The 26,417-nt window shown below is 36.8% G+C and carries 28 protein-coding genes; 13 read left to right on the top strand and 15 right to left on the bottom strand.

Features of this window, described 5'->3' with window-relative positions; translation table 11 throughout:
• Window positions 1–2 precede the first annotated feature (2 nt).
• The 3 genes from NIZ91_06795 to fadH all read right to left on the bottom strand — a co-directional run bounded on the left by NIZ91_06795 (window position 3) and on the right by fadH (window position 2,829).
• Window positions 3–491: a DUF3993 domain-containing protein gene (locus NIZ91_06795; GenBank protein USY56354.1), complete on the bottom strand. Its 489-nt coding sequence runs from the start codon at window positions 489–491 to the stop codon at window positions 3–5.
• 115 nt (window positions 492–606) lie between these two features.
• A complete protein-coding gene (locus tag NIZ91_06790; protein USY56353.1) occupies window positions 607–1,818 on the bottom strand; it encodes an EAL domain-containing protein in 1,212 nt (403 codons plus the stop codon).
• A gap of 246 nt (window positions 1,819–2,064) precedes the next feature.
• Window positions 2,065–2,829, bottom strand: a complete 765-nt coding sequence (gene fadH / locus NIZ91_06785; protein ID USY56352.1) for a 2,4-dienoyl-CoA reductase — start codon at window positions 2,827–2,829, stop codon at window positions 2,065–2,067.
• 228 nt (window positions 2,830–3,057) lie between these two features.
• Here fadH and NIZ91_06780 point away from each other — a divergent pair, with 228 nt between their 5' ends.
• Together NIZ91_06780 and NIZ91_06775 are read left to right on the top strand one after the other, a co-directional pair.
• Window positions 3,058–3,930 (top strand): metallophosphoesterase, encoded by an 873-nt coding sequence (locus NIZ91_06780; GenBank protein USY56351.1) that lies wholly within the window; start codon window positions 3,058–3,060, stop codon window positions 3,928–3,930.
• Between the two features lie 99 nt (window positions 3,931–4,029).
• Window positions 4,030–4,296: a hypothetical protein gene (locus NIZ91_06775; protein USY56350.1), complete on the top strand. Its 267-nt coding sequence runs from the start codon at window positions 4,030–4,032 to the stop codon at window positions 4,294–4,296.
• Window positions 4,297–4,331: 35 nt separating this feature from the next.
• Here NIZ91_06775 and NIZ91_06770 read toward each other — a convergent pair whose 3' ends face one another.
• Both NIZ91_06770 and NIZ91_06765 read right to left on the bottom strand, forming a co-directional pair.
• Window positions 4,332–6,437, bottom strand: a complete 2,106-nt coding sequence (locus NIZ91_06770) for an RNA degradosome polyphosphate kinase (protein USY57109.1) — start codon at window positions 6,435–6,437, stop codon at window positions 4,332–4,334.
• Between the two features lie 145 nt (window positions 6,438–6,582).
• Window positions 6,583–8,115 carry a Ppx/GppA family phosphatase gene (locus NIZ91_06765; GenBank protein USY56349.1) on the bottom strand — a complete coding sequence of 511 codons (1,533 nt, stop codon included), beginning with the start codon at window positions 8,113–8,115 and terminating at the stop codon, window positions 6,583–6,585.
• 160 nt (window positions 8,116–8,275) lie between these two features.
• On the opposite strand from NIZ91_06765, the gene NIZ91_06760 reads away from it, so the two are divergent.
• The gene (locus NIZ91_06760; protein ID USY56348.1) at window positions 8,276–8,785 is read left to right on the top strand and encodes a L,D-transpeptidase family protein; all 510 of its coding nucleotides are present in this window, start codon (window positions 8,276–8,278) and stop codon (window positions 8,783–8,785) included.
• Here the strand turns inward: NIZ91_06760 and NIZ91_06755 are convergent.
• Window positions 8,782–9,567, bottom strand: a complete 786-nt coding sequence (locus tag NIZ91_06755; protein ID USY56347.1) for a glucose-1-dehydrogenase — start codon at window positions 9,565–9,567, stop codon at window positions 8,782–8,784. The two genes, NIZ91_06760 and NIZ91_06755, sit on opposite strands and share 4 nt — an antisense overlap.
• 48 nt (window positions 9,568–9,615) lie before the next feature.
• Window positions 9,616–10,473, bottom strand: a complete 858-nt coding sequence (locus tag NIZ91_06750) for a GRP family sugar transporter (GenBank protein USY56346.1) — start codon at window positions 10,471–10,473, stop codon at window positions 9,616–9,618.
• A 216-nt stretch (window positions 10,474–10,689) separates the two neighbouring features.
• Between NIZ91_06750 and NIZ91_06745 the strand changes: the two genes are divergently transcribed.
• Window positions 10,690–11,160 (top strand): YkyB family protein, encoded by a 471-nt coding sequence (locus NIZ91_06745; GenBank protein USY56345.1) that lies wholly within the window; start codon window positions 10,690–10,692, stop codon window positions 11,158–11,160.
• A gap of 72 nt (window positions 11,161–11,232) precedes the next feature.
• On the opposite strand, the gene NIZ91_06740 is transcribed toward NIZ91_06745, so the two are convergent.
• On the bottom strand, window positions 11,233–12,138 hold the full coding sequence (locus tag NIZ91_06740; protein USY56344.1) for a chemotaxis protein: 906 nt from the start codon (window positions 12,136–12,138) through the stop codon (window positions 11,233–11,235).
• Window positions 12,139–12,447: 309 nt separating this feature from the next.
• Here NIZ91_06740 and NIZ91_06735 point away from each other — a divergent pair, with 309 nt between their 5' ends.
• From NIZ91_06735 to NIZ91_06725, 3 genes are all read left to right on the top strand, one after another.
• Window positions 12,448–12,642 (top strand): hypothetical protein, encoded by a 195-nt coding sequence (locus tag NIZ91_06735; GenBank protein ID USY56343.1) that lies wholly within the window; start codon window positions 12,448–12,450, stop codon window positions 12,640–12,642.
• 346 nt (window positions 12,643–12,988) lie between these two features.
• Complete coding sequence (locus NIZ91_06730) at window positions 12,989–13,201, top strand: IDEAL domain-containing protein (protein ID USY56342.1); 213 nt, start codon at window positions 12,989–12,991, stop codon at window positions 13,199–13,201.
• Between the two features lie 114 nt (window positions 13,202–13,315).
• Window positions 13,316–14,473, top strand: coding sequence for an aminotransferase A (locus tag NIZ91_06725; protein ID USY56341.1), 1,158 nt, complete (start codon window positions 13,316–13,318; stop codon window positions 14,471–14,473).
• A gap of 258 nt (window positions 14,474–14,731) precedes the next feature.
• On the opposite strand, the gene NIZ91_06720 is transcribed toward NIZ91_06725, so the two are convergent.
• Window positions 14,732–15,592, bottom strand: a complete 861-nt coding sequence (locus NIZ91_06720) for an NAD(P)-dependent oxidoreductase (GenBank protein ID USY56340.1) — start codon at window positions 15,590–15,592, stop codon at window positions 14,732–14,734.
• Between the two features lie 150 nt (window positions 15,593–15,742).
• Between NIZ91_06720 and NIZ91_06715 the strand changes: the two genes are divergently transcribed.
• Complete coding sequence (locus NIZ91_06715) at window positions 15,743–16,354, top strand: nitroreductase family protein (protein ID USY56339.1); 612 nt, start codon at window positions 15,743–15,745, stop codon at window positions 16,352–16,354.
• Between the two features lie 44 nt (window positions 16,355–16,398).
• Here NIZ91_06715 and NIZ91_06710 read toward each other — a convergent pair whose 3' ends face one another.
• Window positions 16,399–17,184, bottom strand: a complete 786-nt coding sequence (locus tag NIZ91_06710; protein ID USY56338.1) for an SDR family oxidoreductase — start codon at window positions 17,182–17,184, stop codon at window positions 16,399–16,401.
• Window positions 17,185–17,295: 111 nt separating this feature from the next.
• The gene (locus tag NIZ91_06705; GenBank protein ID USY56337.1) at window positions 17,296–18,072 is read right to left on the bottom strand and encodes a peptide ABC transporter permease; all 777 of its coding nucleotides are present in this window, start codon (window positions 18,070–18,072) and stop codon (window positions 17,296–17,298) included.
• 206 nt (window positions 18,073–18,278) lie between these two features.
• Between NIZ91_06705 and NIZ91_06700 the strand changes: the two genes are divergently transcribed.
• The 4 genes from NIZ91_06700 to hxlB all read left to right on the top strand — a co-directional run bounded on the left by NIZ91_06700 (window position 18,279) and on the right by hxlB (window position 21,050).
• On the top strand, window positions 18,279–19,154 hold the full coding sequence (locus tag NIZ91_06700; protein ID USY56336.1) for a LysR family transcriptional regulator: 876 nt from the start codon (window positions 18,279–18,281) through the stop codon (window positions 19,152–19,154).
• A gap of 94 nt (window positions 19,155–19,248) precedes the next feature.
• Window positions 19,249–19,611: a winged helix-turn-helix transcriptional regulator gene (locus NIZ91_06695; GenBank protein ID USY56335.1), complete on the top strand. Its 363-nt coding sequence runs from the start codon at window positions 19,249–19,251 to the stop codon at window positions 19,609–19,611.
• A 241-nt stretch (window positions 19,612–19,852) separates the two neighbouring features.
• Window positions 19,853–20,482 carry a 3-hexulose-6-phosphate synthase gene (hxlA, locus tag NIZ91_06690; GenBank protein USY56334.1) on the top strand — a complete coding sequence of 210 codons (630 nt, stop codon included), beginning with the start codon at window positions 19,853–19,855 and terminating at the stop codon, window positions 20,480–20,482.
• Between the two features lie 10 nt (window positions 20,483–20,492).
• Complete coding sequence (hxlB, locus tag NIZ91_06685; protein ID USY56333.1) at window positions 20,493–21,050, top strand: 6-phospho-3-hexuloisomerase; 558 nt, start codon at window positions 20,493–20,495, stop codon at window positions 21,048–21,050.
• Between the two features lie 97 nt (window positions 21,051–21,147).
• On the opposite strand, the gene NIZ91_06680 is transcribed toward hxlB, so the two are convergent.
• From NIZ91_06680 to NIZ91_06665, 4 genes are all read right to left on the bottom strand, one after another.
• Entirely contained in the window at window positions 21,148–21,915 is a 768-nt protein-coding gene (locus tag NIZ91_06680) for a DeoR/GlpR family DNA-binding transcription regulator (GenBank protein ID USY56332.1), read from the bottom strand.
• A gap of 77 nt (window positions 21,916–21,992) precedes the next feature.
• Window positions 21,993–22,739, bottom strand: a complete 747-nt coding sequence (tatC, locus tag NIZ91_06675; protein ID USY56331.1) for a twin-arginine translocase subunit TatC — start codon at window positions 22,737–22,739, stop codon at window positions 21,993–21,995.
• 66 nt (window positions 22,740–22,805) lie between these two features.
• On the bottom strand, window positions 22,806–22,988 hold the full coding sequence (locus NIZ91_06670) for a twin-arginine translocase TatA/TatE family subunit (GenBank protein USY56330.1): 183 nt from the start codon (window positions 22,986–22,988) through the stop codon (window positions 22,806–22,808).
• Window positions 22,989–23,017: 29 nt separating this feature from the next.
• Entirely contained in the window at window positions 23,018–24,430 is a 1,413-nt protein-coding gene (locus tag NIZ91_06665; protein ID USY56329.1) for an amidohydrolase family protein, read from the bottom strand.
• Window positions 24,431–24,776: 346 nt separating this feature from the next.
• Here NIZ91_06665 and NIZ91_06660 point away from each other — a divergent pair, with 346 nt between their 5' ends.
• Window positions 24,777–26,057, top strand: coding sequence for a uracil/xanthine transporter (locus NIZ91_06660; protein USY56328.1), 1,281 nt, complete (start codon window positions 24,777–24,779; stop codon window positions 26,055–26,057).
• The last annotated feature ends 360 nt before the right edge of the window (window positions 26,058–26,417 follow it).

Below are 26,417 nucleotides of genomic sequence, written 5' to 3'. Positions count from 1 at the left end.
GATTAACTGGGCTTTTGGTTACTATATGTAAATCCTGATACTTTCCATTTTCCCTCATGGCGAGTCAACGTCAACATCTCATAATGCCCCACATAAGATACGGGGCCATCTTTTACAGCTGGAAAATATTCAAAGACATAAGCTTTTTCCATGGATGGATGAACCGCTACCTTTGTTTGTTCGTCGTATGAAAAATAGGGAATATAATGAAGAGCAAAATCAGAACCGTATACAGTATACCCCTGGGCTTCTTGAACCATATTATCATCTAGAAATTTTTCCGCGTAGCTTTTCTCAAAGTATGGAAGAAGCGTGCTGATTGCCTTTTCCTTTGAATAATGCTCATTCGTTAAACGAAGCTGAGCTTGAAAGGCTTCATGTAGAGCAGTAAAGATTTCGTTGCGGGTATCTCCATCAACTTCAGCCTGAGCAGGCGTATACAAACATGTTACACATAAAAAAATTATTATCGATCCTACTACTTTTTTCATAAACGATCATCCCTTTCGTTTTAATTAGTAATAGCTTTCCTTCTTTTTGACCCCATATTCTTTCATTTTTAGAAATGAAAAAAAGCATGCCTCAGGGTTAGTGAGGCATGCTTTTTTATAATGCGTCTTTCTCATATAAAAAGGCATATGAAATATCGATAAATAAATAATGACCGTTTTCAATTGGATACGAAAAAGTTCGTATATTCTCTCCTGTTTCAATATCGTTATATAAGTCTGATAAAATCCCACGCTGTTCATGGGTCATTCGAATAATATTCTCAAGAAAATACGGACGCCAGCTCCAATTTTTGTGAAGGTACTCTGGCTCGGCAATCCATTCATGTTCTTTCTTTAAAAAGTTTGATGAGCGTTGAAACCCATTCTCGTCGCATACATACACTCGGAAGCATGCGATTGAAAGCTCATTCGCAATATACTGAAGCATCTCGTCATACTCTTCCATCTTGCGGCATTGACTCATTACCTGCTGCATTTTCACCTGGAAGCTCTCCGTTAATTCATAGATAGCCTGTAATTTTTTCTTCTCGTGAGCTATAAACATTTCAAATTGATTTTTCAGCTTATCCTTTAACAGAAAAGGATCAACCAATTCAGCTGATGGCTTATGTAAATAGTAACCTTGAAAGTACCTACCGCCGTTACGCCATGCATATTGCAGTTGATAAGAAGCTTCAATATCTTCATACAGCAGGGTAGCTCCCATTTTACGTGCTAGCAATGATAACGAATACAAAACGTCTTGATAAGATTGTGTCATAGCCGTTTGTCGTAAAATGTGCAGGTCTACTTTTAAAATATCTGGTGAAAGCAAACCAATACGATCTAAGTTACTGCTTTCTTTACCAATATTATCAATTGCCACCTTAATGCCATACGTTTGATAATATTTCAATAAATGCTGAAGAGATTCAATATCACCATTAAAATTGTGCTCGGTAATTTCTAAAACAACTCGATTCAGAGATAGCCCCTTTGTCTCAAAATACTGCAACAGTTCTAACAGAGATTCTCCATGGTCATTCATTAATAAATTGGGATTTTGATTAATAAAGATTAAAAACTCTTCTTTCTGCTCTAAAATGTGATTCAATGCTTTTGTTAAAACCGCATAATCCACTTCAATTCGATATTCATCCGGAATCGCATCATCGTGAAAAAAAGCTCCTAAACTTTCAATCTCGTCATCTTGTTTAATCCTTGCTAACACTTCATACCCAACAATCTTGTGTTCATCCGCACTAAAAATTGCTTGATAATATGGAAGGGTGTTCTCTATGTTTGTTAACACATCTAAAGGATCCATGACGTTCCCCCCTTATCATATAGATTCAATTCAATCCTCTTACTAGACCTTTTGATCTACTTTCATCGGTTTACTGAAGCGCAATGAATATTCAAGCTTTTTGTAGCATTCAATGTGCTCAATTACTATATATACATTTTTAGTAAGTATAATATGAAAATCCTGTTTTTGCTAGTCTTTGAAGTGAAGTAACGCTTGAAGAAAATACAAAAAAGCAGACATTCCGCTGTCTGCTTTTTCCTTTATTTAAAAAGGATATTGGTTTAACCATTGGCCTCCATCCATTGTAATGCATTCACCATTAATGTATGATGCTTCATCCGAAAATAAAAATGCAGCTAGTCCTGCAATTTCTTCTGGTGTACCAAAGCGTCTAAGTGGTACCGAATTAAGTGTACGCGCTTTCATCTTTTCAGATTGAAATAATTTATCTGCTCCACCAGTACGCTCAATTGGTCCAGGAGCGATTGCGTTTACTCGAATACCGTATTTACTTCCCCATTCAACAGCTAATGTTCTTGTCATTGTTAACACCCCAGCCTTAGCTGAAGCTGAATGAATAACTCCAGCACCTGCATTCCATGCATATGTAGCTACGATATTTGTAATGGCTCCTTTAATATTGTGTTCAATCCAGTACTTCCCTACCTCAGAACTACAATAGAACGTACCGTTTAACACAATGTCAATGACGCTTTTCCAACCGTTTACTGAAAGCTCTTCTGCGGGACATATAAAATTTCCTGCAGCATTGTTAATAAGATAATCGATTCGACCAAACTGCTTATGAGTTTCACTCACCATCCGTTTTGCATCTTCAGGATTTCGTACATCCATCTGCACAGGTAACACTTGATTTTCAAATGTTTCAATTTCTGCCTTCGTTTCTTCTAGGCGTTCTAGAGATCTTCCAGTAATTACGACATACGCTCCGTCGCTAGCAAAGCGCTTCGCCATATGTTTGCCCATCCCACTTGAACCACCTGTTACTACCACTACTTTCTCCTTCATTCCGTTATCCCCCTTTTTTATTAAAGCTCTTACTCTTTTATTCTACCTTTTTTTATCTAAAAGAGAAATGAATAGTTATTCATTTCTCTCGAAAATACGTTTTTTTACTACTTGTTTAAGTAAATCAGAGTTTTAAGTTTTATCCTTTTTTCAGAGATGCTATAATTAATCTTTAGCCATTATGAGTAATGTCAATGGAAATATGAAAGAGAATAGGTTGATTTTAAAATGAAAAAGACGTATACACGACGCTCTTTTTTAAAAGGTTTACTTTCTTTATCGCTAGGGACTGTATTAACGACTTCCTTTGGTTATACATATGCGAAGTATATTGAGCCGAGGCGACTGCAGATAACGCGTAAGAGCATCTTTTCAAACAATATTCCAACAGGCTTTCACAATCGAACTATTTTACAATTTAGTGATACTCACCTCGGGCTTTCTTATAACCTTCAGCAGCTAGAAGAACTGGTTAATAAGATTAACAGCCTCAAACCTGATCTCATTTTGTTTACAGGCGATTTAATGGATGCACCGAATGAATATGCTTACCCGCATCGAATTCCGCCTATTTTACAGCGATTAAACTCGCCTCTTGGAAAGTATGCGATTTATGGAAACCATGATCATGGAGGGTACGGTACGACGCTTTATCAAGATATAATCCAGGAATCAAACTTCCAACTTCTAGTGAATGAAGCACGAACAATAACACTTGATAACGGAGAATATATCCATATTTGTGGGTTAGATGATGTGCTGTTAGGAGACCCTCAATATGAACAAACACTTGGTCAACTAGAGTCCTCTACGTTTGCAATTGCTATGATTCATGAACCTGATGTAGCAGTTAAAGCGGCAGCATTCCCAGTTGATTTACAGCTATCAGGGCATAGTCATGGAGGACAGATTCAACTTCCATTTTTCGGACCGTTAATTACGCCTCCTTTCGGTACGGTTTATCCCGAAGGATTTTATAAAGTGGGAGAAAGCGACATGCAGCTGTATGTGAACCGCGGTATCGGCACAACGCGCATTCCCTTTAGGTTTTTAGCTACACCTGAAATTACATTATTCACATTAAAAAAAACGTCTATTTAGACGTTTTTTTGCGATTATACAGGAAACATATAGTAAGACAGACTCATAATGAAACCTACCACCATACACTACATAGACAACATTGAAGGAGGTTGAATTATGTATCATCAATATTATCCGTATGGCGTATATCGTACCGCTCCTAACGGTGAACAGCGCTTTTTTGCTTTTCCATTCGTAGCTGGCCTAGCTGGTGGCTTACTTGGAGGACTAGCAGTGGGCGGATTCGGTGGACGCCCTGGTTGTTGCCCTCCGTTTTACCCATATCCACCTACTCCATACTATGGAGGTCCTGCAGGTCCACCTATTTACAACACTTTCTACGGCGCTCCAGGTACACCAGGGTTTGGCCCTGTTCCCCGATAACAAATGTAAAAGCCGATTTCCATCGGCTTTTTTGTTTACTCTTCATCTTCCATGACTTGATATGCTAATTGCCGAAAAACTTTTTGACTATCAACAGCCTCTTGCCTCCCCTGCTGCAGATAATAGTAATTTCCATTTGCATCCTGCTCTCTAGCTTTTATGTTATCTTCAAGCATAAGATCTAACCATTTTAACGTTCTGTTTTTTAACGGTTCTTCGAGAATTGGAAATAAAATTTCAACGCGCTTTACCATATTTCTCGTCATCATATCAGCGGATGAAAAATACACCTTTTTTTCTCCATTGTGATGAAACGTGTAAATGCGACTATGCTCTAAAAACCTTCCAATAATACTCCTTACTCGAATATTTTCGCTAACTCCTTTTATTTTCGGGCGCAAACAGCATGTGCCGCGGACAATTAAATCAACGGACACACCAGCCTGTGAAGCCTCATATAACTTCATAATTAATACCTTGTCCGTTAATGAATTCATTTTAGCAATAATTCGGCCATTGCCGTGTTTTTGATGACATACTATTTCTTTGTCAATTAGCGCAAGGAAATCATCTCGAATATCAAACGGCGCAACTGATAAGTGATGATAAGCTGGCTTTTGGGTATACCCGCTTAGGTAATTAAAGAAATTGGTTGCATCAACACCAAACTGGCGCTTTGATGTTAAGTAACTGATATCTGTATAAATTTTAGCCGTTGCGTCATTATAATTGCCTGTACCAAGATGAACAAATCTCTCAATTCGGTTGTTGCGTTTCCTTACCACTAGTGTAATTTTGCTATGTGTTTTTAAGTGTGTCATTCCATAGATGACGTGACAACCTGCTTTTTCTAATTCTTTTGCCCATTGAACGTTCTTTTCTTCATCAAACCGTGCTTTTAATTCAACCAATACGGTGACCTGTTTCCCGTTTTCCGCGGCTCTTTGCAACGCTTTTATTACGGGGGAATCTCCGCTTACACGATATAAAGTTTGTTTGATGGCTAATACGTCGGAATCTTCGGCCGCATCGGCTACAAAATCAACAACCGGTTCAAACGACTCGTAGGGATGATGAAATAATAAATCCTGCTCTAACAATTTCTCAAAGATATCTTCATCCGATGCTAGATCTTGCGGCGGCTGTGGGATAAACATTTCAACACCTAAATGTTCATGAGTTACTTTGATTTTGTCGCAAAATGAAAACAGCATGGTTAAATCAAGAGGGGAGTCAACTACGTACACATCTTTCGTATGAATATCTAATACCTGCTTTAAATAGGCTAGAACCTGTTCATCATAATAGGATGCTTTTACTTCTAAGCGAACAGCAGCGCCCCATTTTCGTTTTTTTAGCTCTTTCTCAATTTCTTTTAAAAGATCCCGAGCTCCTTCTTCATGAATAGTCATATCTGCATTTCGCGTAATGCGAAACTGCGTCACAGATGCTACCTCATAACCACTAAACAATTGTTGAATAAAGTGCGCAATTACTTCTTCTAGTAACACAAATGAGCGTTCTAATGAATTTGTTGGTAATTCTATATACCGCTCTAAAACCGCAGGTACCTGAACAATTGCAAGCCTTCCTTTTATCCCTGTAACTTGCTGCTCTTCTCTATCTTCCTTTAATACAACAGCCAAATTTAAACTTTTATTAAGAAGAATCGGAAACGGCCGGTACGCATCGACTGCCATTGGAGTTAATACAGGAAAAACTTGATCTATAAAATAAGATTCTAAAAACTCATGTTGATGCGTCGTTAATTCCTTTATTGAAATAAAGTTGATTTGTTCTTTTTTTAACAAAGGCAATAAAGTATGCATATAGGTTTCAGACTGAACTTTAATAAGCTCATGATTTTTAATTGCGATTGCTGAAAGCTGCTGTTTGGGAGTAAGCCCCGCTTTGTTCTCACGCTTATTAAAGCTGGCTTTTACCTGATCTTTTATTCCCGCTACTCGTACCATGAAAAATTCATCTAAGTTAGAGCTGAAAATCGCTAGAAATTTTAATCGTTCTAAAAGAGCATTTCGCTTATCAATTGCTTCTTCTAATACGCGCTGGTTAAATGCCAACCAGCTCAGCTCCCGGTTATTATAATAAGCAGGGTTTGTCAGTTCATTTTCTTTATCCATCCTGTCTAGCTTTTCCACATTCACCATTTACATTTCCCCCTAAATGCTCTCCTTTTTTAAAATTAACATCTAATTATTAACTAGTTATAAAGATAAGATGAACGACATGTATCTTTTATATTTTGTACAGGAATAGTATCACCTTTTAATTTGTAATGTATTTAAAGTTCAACGCAATCGGTTTTTTCAATACTTTTTCTAAATGCTTTTTTTGTTTTTCAGCTTGGTATTCTTCGGCTTTGTAATTGCCGTTACATACGAGTGTAAAAGTTAACATTGCATCCGTAATCTTGACTTCTATATGTGTTACCACATTACGCTTAGTTGCATTTAAACTTGTTGCTAACTTTAATAATGCTCCTATTAATAAAAGTTTTCTCTGTTCTTCTTTTGAAATCCATTCACGAAAAGGCTCAATATATTGCCTAAACGTGGACTTCCCCTTATAAGAAGCAACTAATGCTAGCTTTAGGCGTTCTAAATGCGTTAAACCGTCAATTGTGCGATTTGCTAACAAATAAAACGTATGCTGACTGCTGGATTCTGAATCAATATATTCTCCCAAATGAAACACTTGAGCCCCTTTTCTCAACAGTTCGAGATCGTCATCTGTTAAGGTGGGTAAAGCATCCACTCGTAGATGCTGAAACAGCATAGTAGCAGTCCGCGTTACTTGTTGAACGTAAATTAGATTAATTTCAAAATCATCAACCAGCTCTTGAAAGCTACGTTCCACTACGTTCGGATACATTGTTCCCTGACTTTGTTCATGGGCTTCTTTATATAACACTCCTTCTCTAAGTCCTTTACGGCTGAGGATAAATGAAGAAGCATTTACTATTTCACACAACCCTTGGAACACTTCTATAGCAGGAATAATCGTATCTGCTCGATCTTTGGATAGTCCTTCTAATTTTTGAAGTTCACTATAGGAGTAAGGAGCTATAATCGTTTTTACTTGCGCAATATCCCTCGGAGACATTCTATATTGATGTACTCCGGCAAGCGGATACTGAATAAAACTTTGGTGGAGCTGAACAAGGTTTCTCGCGCTTCCACCGATTGCTACAATTGGTACACAGCGTTTATGAAGCCAAGAGAGCGTTTGAAATTCGCTTCGTACAAAATTACGGATTCTTTCTCTTTCTTCATCAGTAGGTACATTGTCTTTTACATACTGCAAACGTAAAGAGAGCGCACCAAAAGGAAAGCTATGATATTCAACAAGCTCTCGATTTCGAAAGTACGTGATTTCTGTGCTTCCTCCCCCTATATCAATGGTTACACCTTCTTCTACTGAAGTTGAATTGATAACGGCAAAAAAACCATAAAAAGCCTCTTCATATTCCGATAAAATTTTCATTGAAAAGTCCGTGTTTTCTTTAACAAGTTGGACAATATACTCTTTATTTTTAGCTTGTCTAACCGTAGCAGTCGCTACGCAGCTAACATGCGCTAATTCGTGATGGCGCGTAATAATTTGAAACGTTTGTAGCGTTTGAAGCAAAACATGAATTCCTTCTTCGTTTAATAGACTGTCATTATCTAAATAATTACGTAATCTGGCTACCACTTTCAGGTTTTCAATTTGCTTAAATCCTTTTCCTGCTCTATTCTCATAAATGACTAGTCGCATTGTATTCGATCCAATATCAATCATTCCATGCTTCATCTTCATTTGGGCTCAACACCTTTTATTTTTGGATATATGAAACCTTTAACCTGTCACTCACTTTCTCATCATCCTGTTCATATAGTAACAAATAATGCTATAGACTTATATAATATCGAAAAATTCTGTTAATTTTAAAGAGATATATGATTAAGGAGGGAAAGTCATGCAACATATTGTAAAACAAGGTGAAACATTGTATCAAATTTCGCTCGATTATCGAAGGCCTTCCAACATGATCCTTGCGGCTAATCCAGGTTTAAACCCAAATATTATCGTGCCAGGCCAGGTAATTATTATTCCTAATTTGCCGGATAAAAATACCATTCCATATTCAATTCACGTCTTTATCGCGGAGAGAGAGTTGGAGCTAAGAGAAAATAATGTTGTGAAAGCAACTTATCCAATCGCTGTTGGAAAGATGCTTAGCACAACACCTGTTGGAGATTTCGTTATTGTAAATAGACATCCGAATCCTGGTGGACCATTCGGTACAATGTGGTTAAGCCTCTCAAAACAATCCTATGGTATTCACGGAACGAATGACCCTAGTTCAATAGGAAAAGCTGTTTCAAAAGGATGCATTCGAATGAGAAACGAACAAGTAAACGAACTTGCTTCGATTGTGCCAAATGGTACCGGTGTCTATATTCGTCCTTCTAGAAGAATGAATTAACCTTTTCCTGCTTGAAAACTTGGGTACAAGGTCATTCCACCATCCGCATACAGCGTAATGCCCGTAACATATCTTGCTTCATTAGATGCTAACCAAGCTGCTACGCTTGCAATTTCTTCTGGCTCTCCAATCTTAGCCATTGGAATCAACTTTTCTACATCTGCTTTCGCAGTTGGATCCGAAAATTTTTCAGCATTGATTGGCGTGTTAATGGCACCTGGACCAATTGCATTTACGCGAATTCCTCTTGGGGCATATTCCAATGCTAACGTTTCTGTCATCATTTTAATGCCACCTTTACTTGATGCATAATGAACAAAATGTGGCCACGGAATAATATCATGTACGCTTGACATGTTGATGACCGTGCCTTTGATATTATGCTCAAGCATATAATTAATTGCTTCTCTACATCCCATAAACGTTCCTGATAGGTTAACAGAAATGACTTTGTTCCATTCTTCAAGTGACATTTCATGAGATGGAATTTCTTTTTGAACACCGGCATTGTTCATCATTACATCTAAAGATCCAAATGTCGTATGAGCTGATTCAATCAAACGCTTCATATCTTCTTCTTTAGAAACGTCAGCTTGTACAGCAATTGCTTCTCCACCATTTTGTTTAATTTCTTCCACTACTTTTAAAGCACTTTCACTTTTTGAACGATAGTTCACAACCACTTTCATTTTTTCTTGTCCAAACCTTATTGCAATTGATTTTCCAAGCCCAGTTGCTGCTCCTGTCACGATTGCTACTTTTCCTTCTAAATCTTTATACACAGTAATCGCTCCTTTTCTTTCTGGTTTCGTTTTTTATGAGAGTTTTATTTATTTTTTCGTAAATCCAAGCAGTACTCCACCGACGATAATTAGAATACAGCCGATGATGACAAACGTAATTTGTTTTTTCGATTTCTTTTCACCAAGTAGGAAAATACCACCTAATGTTGAGATAATAATTCCCATTTGTGAGAATGAAAAACTCGTGGCTACTCCAACACGAGGAGCTGCTACTAATAAACCAATATTACCTGTTGCCCAAACAAACCCAGTTAAGATGTTGCGTGTAGCGTATTTGTTAAATGGCTTATGACGAAACGTAAGAAGCAATGCACCTGCTAACATACCTAAAGACTGCGGTAAAATTGCAGACCAACCTTCCACTCCAAACCACTGAACGACGATAAAATAACCTATGTAACCTAATGTTGAGATGAAAAGTGTAAACATCCCTTTACCAAATTGACTTTTCCCATCAGCTTCTTTGTTATTTTTATCGTTTAACGACGTAAAGACTACCCCAACAATAATAAACGCAAGAGCAGCAATTCCAATTAGTAGCTTTGTTTGCGTTGACCATTCACCGAACAGTAACACACCAAATAACGATGTTCCGACTAGCTGCATACCTGTAGAAATAGGCTGTGTTTTTGATACACCTAAATATTCAACAGCTGAGAATTGGTTCATTTGACCAACTGACCAGAATAAACCTGAAACAAAGCCTACGATAAAGATTTTCCATGTAAGTTCAGGTGAAACAATAAAGAACGCTACGATTGAGAATAAAAGCGCTCCTCCAGTTAAACCAATTGTTTGGCTATAAGCTTTGCCTCCTAATTTTGAACTTACAAGTAAAATACTCCCCCACATGACAGCGGGAATTAATGCAATTAAAATATCCACTTCTTTCAACACCTTCTTATGCTTTCAAACTTTTGTTGTATTATTTGTATAACCTCTCATTTTTAAACGAAACCTAAAAGAAAATTATTTTTGAAATTATCCAATCTCGGTGTAATTATTTTCAAATTGGACAAGACGCGCTATAATGAAAGAACTAAGCCTCATAGAGCGACACCTGCTTCATGAAGCGACTAATGAAAGGGAGTGAATTTATTTATGCCTCATTCAACCAACCAAGAAACGTTCAATCCATCCACTGCTGAGATTGCACAAGCTATTTTTACAGTAAACAGGCACGCTAAAGCAGCCCCTGATCCGAAACAGCTCTATACCTTAAAAAAGCTTGCGCTTGAGCAACTGATTTCAGAAGGAAAAGCGAAAAAAGAAGGACTTCATTTTTCACCTAATCCAGGTAAAAGTCAGCAAAAATCAGATGTGCTGGTATCCGTTGGAGATTACTTTTTCCATATGCCTCCTAAGAAAGAGGACTTCAAAGAACTAACACACCTCGGTCACTTAAACCATCAGTATCGAAATCCCAAAACGACAATGTCATTATCTTATGCAAAACGATTACTATCCAAATATACCGGCTTTATATTATCAGCACCTAACCCTGTTCAACCTTCTAATGTTCGTAAACGACAGGCGCCTGTTTTTAAGCCATTAGGTAAAAGCTATTGGTGAGTAAATAAAAAAGTGCCTCAAAGAAACACTTGAGGCACTTTTTTTATTAACTTGATATTGCTCACAACTACTTTATAAAATAAATTCATCAATCATTTGCACTAATTCACCAATTTGTGGTTTACTTACTTGGCCTTGTGCACCAACCATTTTTCCTTTATGACGTAAATCTTCTGTGATTAGAGATGAAAAAATAATAACAGGGAGTGTAGATAAACGGTCATCTTCTTTTATCTTCTTCGTAAGATGATGACCATCCATTTGTGGCATTTCAATATCTGTAATAACTAGTTGTACCTCATCTTCAATGGCATGACCTGACTCTACAAGTGATTGTAGATAAAGCAGCGCATCATACCCGTTTTCAAAAAACTCTGTATTGGCATAGCCTGCTGTTTCCAATGTATCTGAAATCATTTTGCGTAGTAACGGTGAGTCTTCAGCAACTACTAATCGCTTGCTTGACCGTTGACGCTGACCTAATCGCTTAATTTCAGCTTGATTAATTCCAGCTTCAGGATTGACGTCAGTGACAAGTTTTTCAAAATCCAGTAATAAAATCATGTCGCTTTCATCTTTTACCACACCGGTGATTTGAGTTTCTAAGCCTTGGTATAAATCTGAAGGCTTTTCAATTTCCATCCACGATATTCGATGAATTTGTGTGACTTGATGAACGTGAAAAACAATTTTTTGTTGATTGAACTCTGTGACAATAAATTTATCCTTCGCAGGCTGATTCGATGCTGGACGCTTTAACGCCTTCGCAACGTCAACAACAGGCAGAACTTCTCCTCTCAACTCAATAATTCCTTCTATATAAGAATGAGAATTAGGAACCGGTGTAATGGTTACTGGATTAATAATTTCTCGAACTTTAATCACATTAATACCAAAACGAATAGTACCGACTGAGAATTCAACAATTTCTAGCTCATTTGTTCCGCTTTCTAATAGGATTCCTTTATCATGCTGCATAAATTTTCGCCCTTCCATAGTAAAATATACTAATGTAGTGGTCGTCCTTTATTATAGTAATGAAACTTTATAATCGTAAAGTAAAACCACCTAAAAAAATAAATGTTTTTGACATAAAACGTTTTCATCTCTGTATTAGTATTTATCGGTTGAAGACTCGAGAGGTTTAATAACAAATTCTTATCTTTTAGGACATAACCCGTTCACAAAATGTTAACGAAAATCTTTATAATACCTGTGGACGATTGTGCTGAAACCCTTTATACTACACATGATAAACCACAATTACTTAAAGAAGGTGTATGTTTAATGAAAGGTTCTGTCATTCTTTTTAATGATGAAAATCAAATGACAATTATTGAAGATGTAGAAGAAGAGATTTACGAAAACATCAAAGAGCAAGCTGGCACAGATCACTGTATCGTGACACTAGATGACCAAACGGTAGATTTTGGTCATGTATCTCCTGTGTACTGGCGCGAAGGAAACATACACACTGACTGACTCTAAATAAATATAAACATAATGCATAATTGCTTTGAAAGGCTTACAACTTTTGTTGTTAAGCCTTTTTTGTTTGTAGCTATGAGAGGAACTAACACTAGCTTCTGATGTTGGATTGACGTGATTTTCACCACCCTTACGAAGCTTTTACATACATAATAGTTTTAAGTAGATTACCTCTCATTGCATCTCAACTAAATACATAAATGTGGGCAAAATGCTTTCCCATCCAGCAATAAAATCTACTTAAAATACACCAACCATTTATAATTTTTAGAAAACAGAGGGTTACATGAGGCATAAGAGGGTATAGACTAGTAAGTATAATAAAAGGGGTTGTTGAGTGATGAACGATTATCGAAAAAATAAAAATTTCGCCACATCTACTTCATTTAGACCTGTCCAAACATACTATTCAAAAGAAGCAAGTCACTTGTTAAAAAAGTTATCTACTGATTTTAACAAAAAGCATGTAAAAGAATTAATCGATGAAGCGCTTGATAAAAAGGATGAGAAGCTTTTTTACAAATTAACAGCTCGCTATTCTCACCTTTTATAAAGTGAAAGATTAAAACCACAATCTTCTCAATCTGTACTGAGAAGATTGTGGTTTTTTACATGTATACATTATGATAAAATGAGTGAAACACTGTGGAAGGATGAAACGATTAGTATGGAACATTTAATTAGCAAGCGAGTTAAAGGCATTGAACTGTCGGGGATTCGTAAATTTTATAATATGGTAGCTCAATATGATAACGTATTGTCATTAACCATTGGACAACCTGATTTTTTAACCCCCCCTCATGTAAAAGAAGCGGCTAAAGCAGCCATTGATGAAAACGCAACGTCTTATACGCATAATGCAGGAACAATTGAGTTAAGAAAAGCAGCCGCTGAATTTGTACATACAAAATATCAATTATCCTACGATCCAGCATCTGAGGTTATTGTGACAATTGGAGCAAGTCAAGCCATTGACATTGCGATGCGAACGATTTTAGAAGAAGATTCAGAGGTAATTTTACCGGGACCTGTCTACCCAGGATACGAACCTCTCATTAAATTAAACGGTGCTATTCCCGTACATATTGATACAACGCAAACTGGCTTTCGTCTAACTGCCGATTTAATTGAACAACACTTAACAGATAAAACAAGATGTATTATTTTGCCTTACCCTTCAAACCCAACCGGAGTAACACTGTCTAAAGAAGAGCTTCAAGAAATCGCTGCTTTGTTAAAAGATAAAGATATTTTTGTCTTATCGGACGAAATTTATAGTGAACTTGTATTTGAAGGTAATCATCATTCCATTGCAGCAATCCCTGCTATGCGTGATAAAACCATTGTGGTAAATGGTGTATCTAAGTCTCATTCGATGACAGGTTGGCGAATTGGATTATTATTTGCGCCTGCATACTTAACGAAGCACATCTTAAAAGTGCACCAATACAACGTAAGTTGCGCATCATCCATTTCACAAGCTGCTGCTCTTAACGCTTTAACAGTTGGTAAAAATGACGCTGTAGATATGAAAAAAGAATATGAAAGACGATTGAATTATGTATACGAGCGCCTTGTTAAAATGGGATTTGACGTAGAAAAACCTAACGGTGCTTTTTATATTTTCCCATCTATTCAAGCTCTTAACATGTCGTCGTTTGACTTTGCTCTTGAATTAGTAAAAGAAGCAGGCGTAGCTCTTGTTCCTGGTAGTGCATTTTCAGACCTAGGTGAAGGTTATGTTAGACTTTCTTACGCTTATTCAATGGAGACATTGGTTGAAGCAATGGACCGTATGGAAACTTATTTGCAAACAAAAAAGTAACTATTTCACTACCCCATCGTGTATGATAAACACAACTTAAAAACTCACAATATAAACAGACTCCCTCCCCTTTATGAGAGAGTCTGTTTAATTTCTTCTTTTAACGCCTCTGTAAACTTTACCCCTGCATACTCCAGCTGCTTTTCACCTCCCAATTTATTCTCAAATGATTTTTCACATGTCTCTATCTAACAAAAAACAGCGTCTTAGAACGCTGTTTTTTCATGTCGTTTTATATTCAGTGCTCAAAGAGAGCGCTTATTTTTTATATAGCTTATATAAAGCCTGCGTTCCGCTGTTTTGTTCCCCTTGTGCAGCTAGCTGTTCATAGAGTTGATTTGCAAGAGCTAACCCTGGTGTTTCCATTCCCAGCTCGTTTGCTTCTTTTAAAGCAATCTGCATGTCTTTTATAAAATGCTTAATGTAAAACCCCGGTTCAAAATCTCCTTTTATCATACGCGGAGCTAAATTGCTCAAAGACCAGCTGCCCGCTGCTCCTGCAGAAATTGAGCTTAATACGTGCTCTGGATCAAGCCCTGCTTTTTCAGCATAAACAAGCGCTTCCGCAACGCCCATCATATTGGAAGCGATGGTAATTTGGTTACACATTTTTGTATGCTGACCTGCTCCTGCATCACCTTGTAAAATAACGTTTGTTCCCAAAAGCGAAAAGATATCTTTACACGCTTCAAACGCTTCCTTGTCTCCTCCGACCATAATCGTTAATGTTCCGTTTTTAGCCCCAACATCCCCACCAGATACAGGCGCATCTAACGCATGAATCTTTTGTTCTTTCGCTTGTTGGTATATTTCAATAGCTAAGCTTGGTTCCGAAGTGGTCATATCAATAACATATGAACCAGCTTTGGCGTTATGTAAAATTCCTTCTTTGCCAAAATAAATTTCTCTCACATCAGCCGGATAACCTACCATGGTAATAATGATGTCCGAGTCAGCCGCCACGACCGCTGGGCTTTCATTCCACACAGCTCCTTTAGCAATAACCTCTTTTGCTTTTTCTTTTGTACGCGTATATACGTTTACCGGATAGCCTGCCTCTAGTAAATGTACAATCATGCTGCTTCCCATAACACCACTACCAATAAATCCAATTTTCATAACGTCTCCTCTTTTCTTTTCAAGTTCAATGTTTGTGATGACAACCCGTTAGGCATACTAAAGCATATATCTTGACGTACATCCTATAAACAGGATAGAATGTGCATCGATTCCATTGTTTTCATATTTATTTTATTGGAGGTTTTTAATATGTCTAAAGGTTTTTTTGATGTTGTAAGCGAGCGTACATCGATTCGCCACTATGATACATCTGTAAAATTAAGTAAAGAAGAGTTAACCGAGTTACTAGACACAACAGTTAAATCCCCTTCTGCATGGAACTTACAGCACTGGCACTTTGTTGTTATTACAGACGAAGCTGCAAGAGAGCGCTTGCTTCCAATTGCATACAATCAAAAGCAAATTGTTGAAGCAGGTGCAGTTATTGCAGTCTTAGGTGATTTAGAAGCCAACAAAAACACAGACGCTGTATATAACCCATTAGTTGACGCTGGTCATATGACTGCGGAAGTAAAAGACATTTTAGCTGGTCAAATTAATGGCGCTTATAAAAATGCAACGTTTGCACGTGATGCAGCATTCACAAACGCTTCTTTAGCTGCGATGACTTTCATGCTAGCTGCAAAAGCAAAAGGTTATGATACATGCTCAATGGGAGGCTTTAATGCTCAAAAATTCGTTGAAGAATTTAAAATTGAAGACCGCTACATCCCAGTAATGTTAATCTCTGTTGGTAAAGCTGCAAAACCTGCTCATGCTAGTGATCGTTTACCATTAGACCAAGTGACAACATGGATTTAATAAATAATAGAAAACACGCAAACACATCGTTTGCGTGTTTTCTATTAAATGGACTTCACTAACCCACCATCTACTAAAAAGGATTGCCCTGTCATATAAGAATTTGCGCCTGAAGCAATAAACGTCACGACTTTGGCAAATTCCTCAGGGTTCCCATAGCGCCCAAGAGCAATTTGACTTTCCATTTTTGTTTGTACTTCCTCTTTCGTTATCCCTAACTTGTTAGCCCGAATTGAATCCAATTCTCCCACTCGATCCGTTGCAATCCTTCCTGGAGCAACTGTATTAATTAAAATACCATAAGCTGCTAACTCTTCAGCGAGCGTTTTAGTTAAACCAACAATTCCTGTTCGAAACGTATTTGACAAAACAAGACCAGGTATTGGCTCTTTAATGGAAGACGAAGCGATATTAATTATTTTCCCACCGCTTTTCTTCATAACAGGAACTACCGTTCGAGTCATTCGAATAAAGCTCATTAAATTATTTTCAAAGGCCGTGTACCAGTCTTCATCGGTCATTTCTAAAAAGCTTCCTGCCTTAGGTCCGCCCGCATTGTTTACTAAAATATCAATTGTGCCGAACGTTTCTTTTGTAAACCGAACGGCTTGTTCAATATCCTGTAAACTCGCTACGTCCGCTTTGATGTATTGCACATTATGTAATTCTATTTTCTTTAATTCATCTACTACGCTTTGAAGCTTGTCTTCAGAACGACTCGCAATTACAACGTTCGCACCTTCTTTAGCAAGCTGTGTTGCGATCGCTTTACCAAGACCTTGACTCGCTGCAAAAACTAAGGCTGTTTTCTCTTTTAAATGTAATTCCACTTTGACACCGCCCACCTTCTGTTAACTATCTGAATCTTTTTAATAGTATCATAAAATTTGGAGGTTGCTCAAATATTTCAACCCAAAAAAGAGCACCTCTACGATGCTCTTTTACTGTACCTCTTCTAGCGTCCATTCTGCTTCTTTTTTATTAAAAATCAAATAAGCCCTTAATTTACTCTCTTCTTGATTATTAAAACGCTCGTTGTACATATCCTCCATATCCGTGAATCGACCAATTGTATAGACTGGAATATGCAAATCTTTACGTGACTGAGCTTGCTGTTCAAAATCAAAAAGCAATCCGTCTTGCGTCAACATTAAAAGCGTATTAGCTAATACAAGTGGTAAAGCAGGATATTCAGATTTTTTTCGTCGAAACCCAAAACCTTTTTGCTTCAAAGAAGATGCTTTCAAAGGAATAACGCGGCTTATCATATGCTTGATATCATATATATCTCGGTAATACGTTTTATTATAGTAACCATCTTCGCCAGCTAAATAAACAAACTGGTTGCTTAATTTATTCATAAAGGGTGAATGTAACGGTTGTTTCATATGCCCTAAATATAAGAGAGAAGCAACATCTTGTGGCTCCAATAAATCAAGTGAAGACACATCATCTACATCTATCCAACAAAAATCACCGTAATCCGATACATCGTCGTCGACTAATAAAGAAACCTGTTCCTCTTCAAGATAGTCCATATGAGTAGAATAATGGTAATCGCTATCTTCAAATTGATGTTTTAATAACAAAAGGTTCGTGAGAGGACTACGTAATGACTGATAGAACTCTTTAAACGTAATGCCATGCGTGACAAAGCACTTCTCATTTACATTTCCATTTATATAAACGACATCTTTCATTCCTTCTGCTTTACTCAACCTTACTAACCACCTTACCAATTCATTTCAAAGAGTAAATATGTTCCTTCAATTCATTTATTATATCTCTAAAATAAAGAAGGTGTAAATATATATATGCAGTAATTTTTCTGAGAATTTTCCACTTTACTCATTAAAAATTTCTGCATATGATGCTACAATATTCCATAGCCTAAAAACAAATTTTAATTGGAGTGAATGCTTTCATGGATGTACGTCATCTACATTATTTTACTGAGGTTGCTAAGCATAAAAATTTCACGCGTGCTTCAGAAGCTTTACATATCTCACAACCTTCACTAAGTAAGATGGTGAAATCTTTAGAAGAAGAACTTGGAACCCCATTGTTAGATCGTTCCTTTAAAAAAGTAGAATTAACCGATGCTGGAACAATTGTGTATGAACAGGCTGAAAGTATTATTGCTTCTCTACGTGACTTATCAAACTCTTTGTATGACTTAATGCACTTAAAGCGAGGAACCATAAAAATTGGCATCCCCCCTATTATTGGCACATTGTTCTTTCCACCTATTATTAAATCATTTCGAGAGCAATACCCTGACGTCCAAATTCAAATGATTGAGTATGGAGCAAAAAAGATGGAGAAAATCGTAGAACAAGGGGACGTGGACGTGGGAGTTGTGCTACTCCCAGTAAACGAGGACATGTTTTCTTTTACCCCTTTAGCAAAAGAAACTTTGCAGCTCATTGTTCATAAAAACCACTCACTTGCTCGCCATAAAAGCATTTCATTACAAGAATTAAAAAACGAAACCTTTATTTCATTTCACGAAGACTTTACTATGCATGAAATGGTTTATAATGAATGTTTAAAAAGCGGCTTTGAGCCTACCATTGGTTATAAAAGCTCACAGTGGGATTTTATTAGCGAGATGGTTGCTGCTAACTTAGGAATTGCGCTGTTCCCGTATTCTTTGTGTGAGAAAATTGATTTGGAACAGCTTAAAGTTATTGAATTAGAAAACGGAATTCCTTGGGAACTAGCTCTTATTACAAAACAAGATCGCTATATTTCATACGCAACTCAAGCTTTTATCGATCATATTAAACAAACCGTATAACCTCATGTTCCGTAAGCTAAATTTTTGAAAAAATAGAAATACAAGAAGTATAATAAAAGGTACTACGTAATGGATCAAAAACGAGGTGAACCAATTGAGCCAGCTGAATAAAGAATTTAATTGTGAAAAAGAATTAACGCTTGCTATCATCGGCGGAAAGTGGAAAATGCTCATTTTATGGCACTTAGGTCATGAAGGGACAAAGCGGTTTGGTGAATTAAAAGCCTTAATTCCTGATATCACCCCTCGTATGCTGGCAAATCAGCTGCGAGAGCTAGAAGACGATGTAATCGTCCATCGAGAGGTATACCCTGTCGTTCCTCCAAAGGTTGAATATTCGTTAACTGAGCATGGTCAAAGCCTGATGCCAATATTGACAGCTATGTACAGCTGGGGAGAAAACTACCGGGACACTGTACTAGTGAATCAACAAAACAGTGCAGCAGTCAATAAATAAACGTCATAAACTAATTTGTTAGAGATGATGCATTAGGTATCATCTCTATTTTTTAAATTAAATAAAGCGGTTACATAATTGTTGCCACCAAAAGTATACTTCCGTATACTATCAAATTCCATAGTATTTGTGTAAAAAGTGCGTACTTTTAACAACAAATAAAACCAGGTACACTACCTTTACACCTGTTGCTTTGTTACACAACGGTGAATAGATAGAATTTCTAAGGAGTGGAGAAAGCATGGAATTACAATTAGCATTAGACTTGGTAAACATCCCTGAAGCAAAAGAAGTTATTAAAGAAGTCCAAGATCATATTGATATCGTAGAAATCGGGACACCTGTTGTCATTAATGAGGGCTTACGCGCTGTGAAAGAAGTTAAAGAAGCATTTCCAAATTTAAAAGTATTAGCTGATCTTAAAATTATGGACGCTGCTGGTTACGAAGTACAGCAAGCATCAAAAGCTGGCGCTGACATTGTGACAATTCTAGGTGTTGCTGAAGATATGTCAATTAAAGGCGCCGTGGAAGAAGCGAAAAAACAAAACAAAAAAATTCTTGTCGATATGATTGGCATTAAAGATATTAAAAGTCGTGCTCAAGAACTAGATGAGCTTGGCGTTGATTATATTTGTGTTCACACTGGCTACGATTTACAAGCCGTGGGGCAAAATTCCTTTGAAGACTTAGTAACGATTAAGAGCGTTGTAAAAAATGCAAAGACGGCAATTGCTGGTGGTATTAAATTAGAAACGTTACCAGAGGTCGTGAAAGTTCAACCAGATCTCGTTATTGTCGGCGGTGGTATTACAGGGCAAGATGATAAGAAAGCGACAGCTGCTAAAATGAAAGAACTTATTTCAAACTGAGGCACGAACCGTGAATATTAACAGCCATTTACGTCAAATTGTAGACGAGTTGACGCAGACTACCGTTCACATTTCAGATAATGAAGCGGAGCAGCTTGTTAATTCTATCATTGAAGCAAAGCGCGTTTTCGTGACGGGTTCCGGCCGTTCAGGTCTAATGGGAAAATCATTTGCCATGAGAATGATGCACATGGGCATTGATGCTTATGTTATCGGTGAAACCATTACGTCAACATTTACTAAAGATGACCTGCTCATTTTAGGGTCTGGTTCTGGTGAAACAAAAACGCTTATTCCAGTCGCGGAAAAGGCAAAAGAAATTGGAGGCAAAGTCAGCGTTGTAACTATTTCTCCCGAATCAACGCTTGGAATGTTAGCTGACTTTACCATCAAGCTCCCTGGAGCAAAAAAAGACCAAACAAATAGTGACTATCAAACTGTTCAGCCGATGGGATCTCTATTTGAACAAACGCTCTTGCTTTTTTACGATGCGCTTATTCTAAGGTTTATGGAAAAGAAAGACTTAGATACGCACAAAATGTACGGTAAACATGCTAATTTAGAATAGCGAAAACTGTATTTCAAAAAGTGGGGTACCTTTATCCTTAACCTAAAAAAATCACTCTTAAAGAGTGATTTTTTTAGATTAACAGGTACATAAGAGCTTATAAATGTTGATTCACATTAATAACTTCAACTGAATATTTGTTTAATTCTTTTTGTAAATTTAGTGGAAGATCTTCATTAGTAATCAGTACGTCAATTAATTCTAGTTCACAAACTTTTTGAAAAAATAGTTTATTAAATTTACTTGAATCTGCTAGCAAAATCGTTTGCTGAGAGCGTCTAATCATTTCTTTAAGAAGAAGTCCTTCTTCTTCTATTGAAGTTGATAAGCCTTCTTCAGAAATTCCACAAGTACCAATTATGCACTTATCTACCTTATATTCTTGAATACCTTTAATAGCTTTTGATCCGTAGATAGCTTGATGCTGAGAGTTTAAGGTTCCTCCCAATATATTTACTTTAATCTTTTCTTTTCCCACTAATTCGTTTACCACATTTATCGAATTGGTAATTATAGTATGGCTATGGGTTTTCATATGTTTAGCAGCAAACTGTACAGTGGTAGAAGCATCTAGTATCAAGCTCTCTCCATCATTCAGTAAAGACGCCGCATATTCACCGATTTTGTCTTTAATCGTTGAAGACATACTTAGCCTTTCTTTGTAATCATATAGTTCATTAGAGTAGGATCGTTTTTTAGCTCCTCCTCTTATTCTTACCACTTTCCCCAACTCTTCTAGCTTAATCAAATACCTGCGTGCTGTATCTTTCGATACAGCATTTATTTCACATATCGTTTCTATCGTAATTCGTTCATGCTTTTCTAAATACAAAAGAATAGCCTCTAATCGCTCATCTTGTAACATAACTTCACCTCATGAGTCCAATTATATATTTTACTTGAACTTGTTACAACAGAAGGATAAAGCGTGACAATTCACCCTTAATCTAGCTGTGCAGAGTGATCGTCCGCTTCTTCTACTTTCAATTTTTTTCGATATATAATTTTAGACAATGTAATGCTTGCTTCATATAAAAGCAAAAGTGGAATTGTTACAAGAATGTCAGATAGAAAGTCTGGTGGTGTTATAATAATCGACACAACAATCAATAAAAAATAAGCGTATTTTCTAAACTTTTGCAAGCGATGAGGGTTAATAACTCCTATGCTAGTCAAAAACATGATAACGGCTGGCAATTCAAATAAGAAACCAAAGGGTAATGTCATATGAAGCAAAAATCGGAAGTATTTCTCCGTAGTAAAAAAAGTCGCAAACATTTCATCTGATAATGACATTAAAAATGTCAATACCATGGGAGATAGAATAAAATACCCGAAGCTAATTCCTCCCAAAAACAAAAGGCATAAGGCGGGTATATACGCCAAAGCAATTTTTCTTTCTTTCTTTGTTAATGCTGGCTTTACAAAAAGCCATAGCTGGTAAGCTGCAAATGGAAGCGTAGCTGTGATTGCCACAACTGTAGCGATGGTTAGATAAACCATTAATATATCTGTTGGTCCTAACAAAGCAAGCTTAAAAGGTAAATCGCTTACCAACAGATGATAAATATCTTGAACATACAAAAAAGCTCCAAGTACAAAAATGATAAAAAAGATGACAGTAATAATAATTCTCTTTCTTAATTCTTCAAGGTGTTGAATTAAACTCATGTTTTGTTTTTCAAGCATGTTCCTCTCACTCCGTAAAAAAAGAAAGTGTAAGACAATACGTCTACACCTTCCTTTCATTTTGTTTTACTTTACTTCTTTCTCTTTTTTCTCGTTGTCTTCCCCTACTAAATCTCGAGCAGATTTTTTAAACTCACGCAGAGTTGATCCAAAAGCCTTTCCTATTTCAGGAAGTTTTGAAGGTCCAAAAACAATAAGAGCAATAACTAGAATAATAACTAAACCTGGCATTCCGATATTTTGAAGCATATTATCCCTCCCTCACGCGTAGCGCAATTCTATTTCTTTTTATAACTAAGCTCACCAGATGATAGTACACCTTTATGAAGAACAGCGGCGCGCTTCGGCAAGCGTGCTACAGCCTCTGCTGAACAGCTTGCAGGAACAAGCACTACTGAAGCTTCATCTCCTACTTTCGGCCAAACTTGCTTTCCTTCTTTATTCAACGGTGTAATACCTCCCGTTGCAAGTGAAAGTGCTTGAGATAACTGCTCTTCATAAGACCACCCATATAAACCAGCGGCAAGATGCACTTTCTCAAGTGTGTCTCCAATTCCAAGAGAAGACCATGGGTCCATAATGCTGTCATTCCCAAGCATTACGTTTACATTTCGTTGCTGTAGGATTGGAATAGGCATAGTGTTTTTTCCGATTGGAATGGTTGAAGCAATAGAAATTCCTAAAGAAGCTAAACGACTCGCCATTTCGTGAGCTTGACTTTCACTTAGTGAAGCAAGTGAAAAAGCATGGCTAATTGTTACTTTTCCTTGAAGCCCTGCTTCTTCCGTTAAATCCGCAAGGCGATTTACTGATTTTATACCTGTTTCTCCACCTTCATGCAGATGGATGTCAATCCCTGCATTGCTATCAACGGCAATCTGCACCATTGTCTGCAAAGATTTTTCCATATTTCCATCAACTAGCGTAGGATCTAGGCCTCCAACATGAGTAGCGCCTAACTTCATTGCTTCACGCATCAGCGACTCAGATTCTGAAAGAAGAAGTCCATGCTGTGGAAAAGCAACGATTTCATGTGAAATTTTATCTGAATAATTCGCTAAAGCTTTTTGCAACTCTTCAAGGTTGCGAAGGCCTACAGTTGGGTCTACGTTGCAGTGACTTCTAACATAGGTAGAGCCAAAGCCCGCAATCAGTTCAATCAGCTTTTCTGCTCTTTCTTGAGCAGTTGGCAGCAACTCTAAAAGCAGTGTTTTTTCGGCTTCAATAATGTCAAAAATATTTTTTCTGCGTACTGCTCCTCGCCATGGCCCTCCATAAAAAGTTTTATCCAAGTGAATATGCATATCTTTAAACCCTGGAAGTAAAAGAAGACCTTTGGCATCATAACAATCTAAGTCTTTTCGATAGGATTCTTTAAGATCTAATATTTTTGATATCGTTCCTTTTGTTATTTCTAAGTTACGTATGACAGAACGAGTCGCTACTATGTATCCATTTTCGTACTCATATCCGCTTTCTAAGCGAACATTTAATAGCATGAAGGTATCACCTTTTTTGGGACTCTTCTGTGGCTTTTCTTTATCCGGCTTTTTAGCTTCTACATATTCGCCGCTACCGTCCATAAAAAGTCCCATCGCCCCAGACACCCCTAAAACAGCTGAAGCTCCTCCAATTTTTGAAGCTTGACTAATAAAACGCCTGCGTGAAAATTCTTTGCCTTGTTTCTCCACTCTTGCATCCACCCTTTCTTAAGATCAAAAAAGATTTAAAAATTAAAAAATTCTACACAAACTAACTATTCAGATAACTTTAACCCTATTATTTTATTTGATAAGGAAACTTATCTGTTAGTAGATGATAGTAATCATTATAAGTAATAATAAGTTTTTAATCAATACAAATTAATGTATAATAAGTTATATTAAGTTTTTTTAAGTTTTATAGAGCGAATAGAAGCTAAAAATCGAAAAAATAAGCTCCTTAGTGTGTAACTCTTTTTTTAAAATTATTAATAGAATTAAGAATTACAATAAAGTAGATAATGACCTATTCGTTCGATAGAAAGAAGGAGAAAGCGTGAATAAATTATCTTCATCAACAACTATATTGGCTTCTGTTCAATGGTTTTTCTTTATTTTTGCGAATACAGTTGTCGTTCCAATATCAATTGGAGATGCGTTTCAATTAAGTTCTGATCAAATAATTATGACTATCCGCTGTTCATTCTTTTTCACAGGGGTTGCTTGTATAGTACAAGGATTGATTGGTCACCGATATCCTTTATTAGAAGGTCATTCAGGTATGTGGTGGGGACTTATCTTAAGCTTATGTGCTTCTGCTCCTTCAGTGGGTATGACATATACAGAACTTGGAGGTAGTCTTGCATTAGGAATTGTTCTTGCTGGCTTAATAACGATATTAATAGGGACACTGAATCTTGTGCCGCTTCTTCAAAAAATCTTTACACCAATGGTGATGAACGTATATTTATTTTTACTAGCTATTCAGCTTATTTTAATCTTTTTTAAAGGAATGCTAGAATTAAAACCAAACGGGACACTTGACATACCTGTAAGTCTCTTCTCTATAGGACTGGTTATACTAGTAAGCTCCATTAGTATTAAAGGAAAAGGAATTATCAGTAACTTTGCAATTTTAATAGGAATGATTGTAGGCTGGGTATTGTATGTATGGTTATTTCCCAGCAGCTATTCTATTAACTCTTCAACATTCCACTTTTCGTTTTTTCCATGGGGAAAGCCTCAGCTACAGATAGGTATAGTTATTACTGCTTGTTTAGCTGGTATAATGAACGCCACTAATACTATTGCATCACTCAAAGCATCTGAAAAGTTACATGGAGTAAAGGCACAAAGCAAACAATATCGTTCTTCCTTTACCATTACTGGGTTCTTTACTTGTCTAGGTGCTGTGGTAGGTCTTGTTCCTTATGCACCCTTTACATCTACTATTGGTTTTTTAGAGAGTACAAAACTTTTAAGTAAGAGGCCATTTATCATCAGCGGAGGGTTCTTTGCTTTACTTGGACTAATTCCTCCTTTAAGCTCTTTTTTTGCTACTCTACCGGTAACAGTGGGAAACGCTGTATTATTCGTAGCGTATTTACAACTCTTTGGAACGGCATTGCGAAGTATACAGGGATATACATTTAATTCAAAAGCCATCTATCGAATTGCTCTTCCAGCTTTAATAGGGATATCGTTGATGAACTTGTCACCTCAAGTTTTTAAAAGCATTCCCTTTTATATTCGTCCACTAATCAGCAACGGATTATTAATGGGTATCCTAATATCTATTCTGTTAGAAAGATTAATCAAATGGCCTAAATACGAATAGCATCATTAAAGGTCGCCAATTTTTTAAATTCACCAGTATTTCAAAAAATCTATGTAGCTTTTAAAAAACTGATCTCGACATCAAATGAGATCAGTTTTTTATTTATATGCATTTCCTCGCTCTCATCCATACACCTTGTTTAGACATATATTAGCTTTCTCATGCTCTTTAACTATAGTTAAAAGGCATAGTAATTATAGTTATTATATATTTCACGTTATAGCTAAATTTAGGTAAGATATGTTTGTAGCATTCATCTTCTCAATTTATACCTCATCGGTATAAGCCAAAATTACTTTCTTTTTCCCCTTAATAGAGTCGCCAATTAGGCGGCTCTATTATTATGAACAAGCTAAAGGA

Source organism: Bacillus sp. 1780r2a1 (assembly GCA_024134725.1).
Lineage (GTDB): Bacteria > Bacillota > Bacilli > Bacillales > Bacillaceae_H > Priestia > Priestia aryabhattai_A.
The sequence above is the reverse complement of the archived record's forward strand: the minus strand, read 5'-3'. Positions and strand labels throughout refer to the sequence as shown.

Bases quoted from the DNA above. Each gene is read 5' to 3' on its own strand.
- NIZ91_06790 (USY56353.1), bottom strand. From the start codon at position 1,818: ATGGATCCTTTAGATGTGTTAACAAACATAGAGAACACCCTTCCATAT.
- NIZ91_06670 (USY56330.1), bottom strand. From the start codon at position 22,988: ATGCTTCAAAATATCGGAATGCCAGGTTTAGTTATTATTCTAGTTATT.
- NIZ91_06770 (USY57109.1), bottom strand. From the start codon at position 6,437: ATGGATAAAGAAAATGAACTGACAAACCCTGCTTATTATAATAACCGG.
- NIZ91_06760 (USY56348.1), top strand. From the start codon at position 8,276: ATGCAACATATTGTAAAACAAGGTGAAACATTGTATCAAATTTCGCTC.
- NIZ91_06795 (USY56354.1), bottom strand. From the start codon at position 491: ATGAAAAAAGTAGTAGGATCGATAATAATTTTTTTATGTGTAACATGT.
- NIZ91_06780 (USY56351.1), top strand. From the start codon at position 3,058: ATGAAAAAGACGTATACACGACGCTCTTTTTTAAAAGGTTTACTTTCT.
- NIZ91_06730 (USY56342.1), top strand. From the start codon at position 12,989: ATGAACGATTATCGAAAAAATAAAAATTTCGCCACATCTACTTCATTT.
- NIZ91_06775 (USY56350.1), top strand. From the start codon at position 4,030: ATGTATCATCAATATTATCCGTATGGCGTATATCGTACCGCTCCTAAC.
- NIZ91_06765 (USY56349.1), bottom strand. From the start codon at position 8,115: ATGAAGATGAAGCATGGAATGATTGATATTGGATCGAATACAATGCGA.
- NIZ91_06720 (USY56340.1), bottom strand. From the start codon at position 15,592: ATGAAAATTGGATTTATTGGTAGTGGTGTTATGGGAAGCAGCATGATT.
- NIZ91_06740 (USY56344.1), bottom strand. From the start codon at position 12,138: ATGCAGCATGATAAAGGAATCCTATTAGAAAGCGGAACAAATGAGCTA.
- hxlA (USY56334.1), top strand. From the start codon at position 19,853: ATGGAATTACAATTAGCATTAGACTTGGTAAACATCCCTGAAGCAAAA.
- NIZ91_06735 (USY56343.1), top strand. From the start codon at position 12,448: ATGAAAGGTTCTGTCATTCTTTTTAATGATGAAAATCAAATGACAATT.
- NIZ91_06680 (USY56332.1), bottom strand. From the start codon at position 21,915: ATGTTACAAGATGAGCGATTAGAGGCTATTCTTTTGTATTTAGAAAAG.
- tatC (USY56331.1), bottom strand. From the start codon at position 22,739: ATGCTTGAAAAACAAAACATGAGTTTAATTCAACACCTTGAAGAATTA.
- NIZ91_06700 (USY56336.1), top strand. From the start codon at position 18,279: ATGGATGTACGTCATCTACATTATTTTACTGAGGTTGCTAAGCATAAA.
- NIZ91_06715 (USY56339.1), top strand. From the start codon at position 15,743: ATGTCTAAAGGTTTTTTTGATGTTGTAAGCGAGCGTACATCGATTCGC.
- fadH (USY56352.1), bottom strand. From the start codon at position 2,829: ATGAAGGAGAAAGTAGTGGTAGTAACAGGTGGTTCAAGTGGGATGGGC.
- NIZ91_06725 (USY56341.1), top strand. From the start codon at position 13,316: ATGGAACATTTAATTAGCAAGCGAGTTAAAGGCATTGAACTGTCGGGG.
- NIZ91_06745 (USY56345.1), top strand. From the start codon at position 10,690: ATGCCTCATTCAACCAACCAAGAAACGTTCAATCCATCCACTGCTGAG.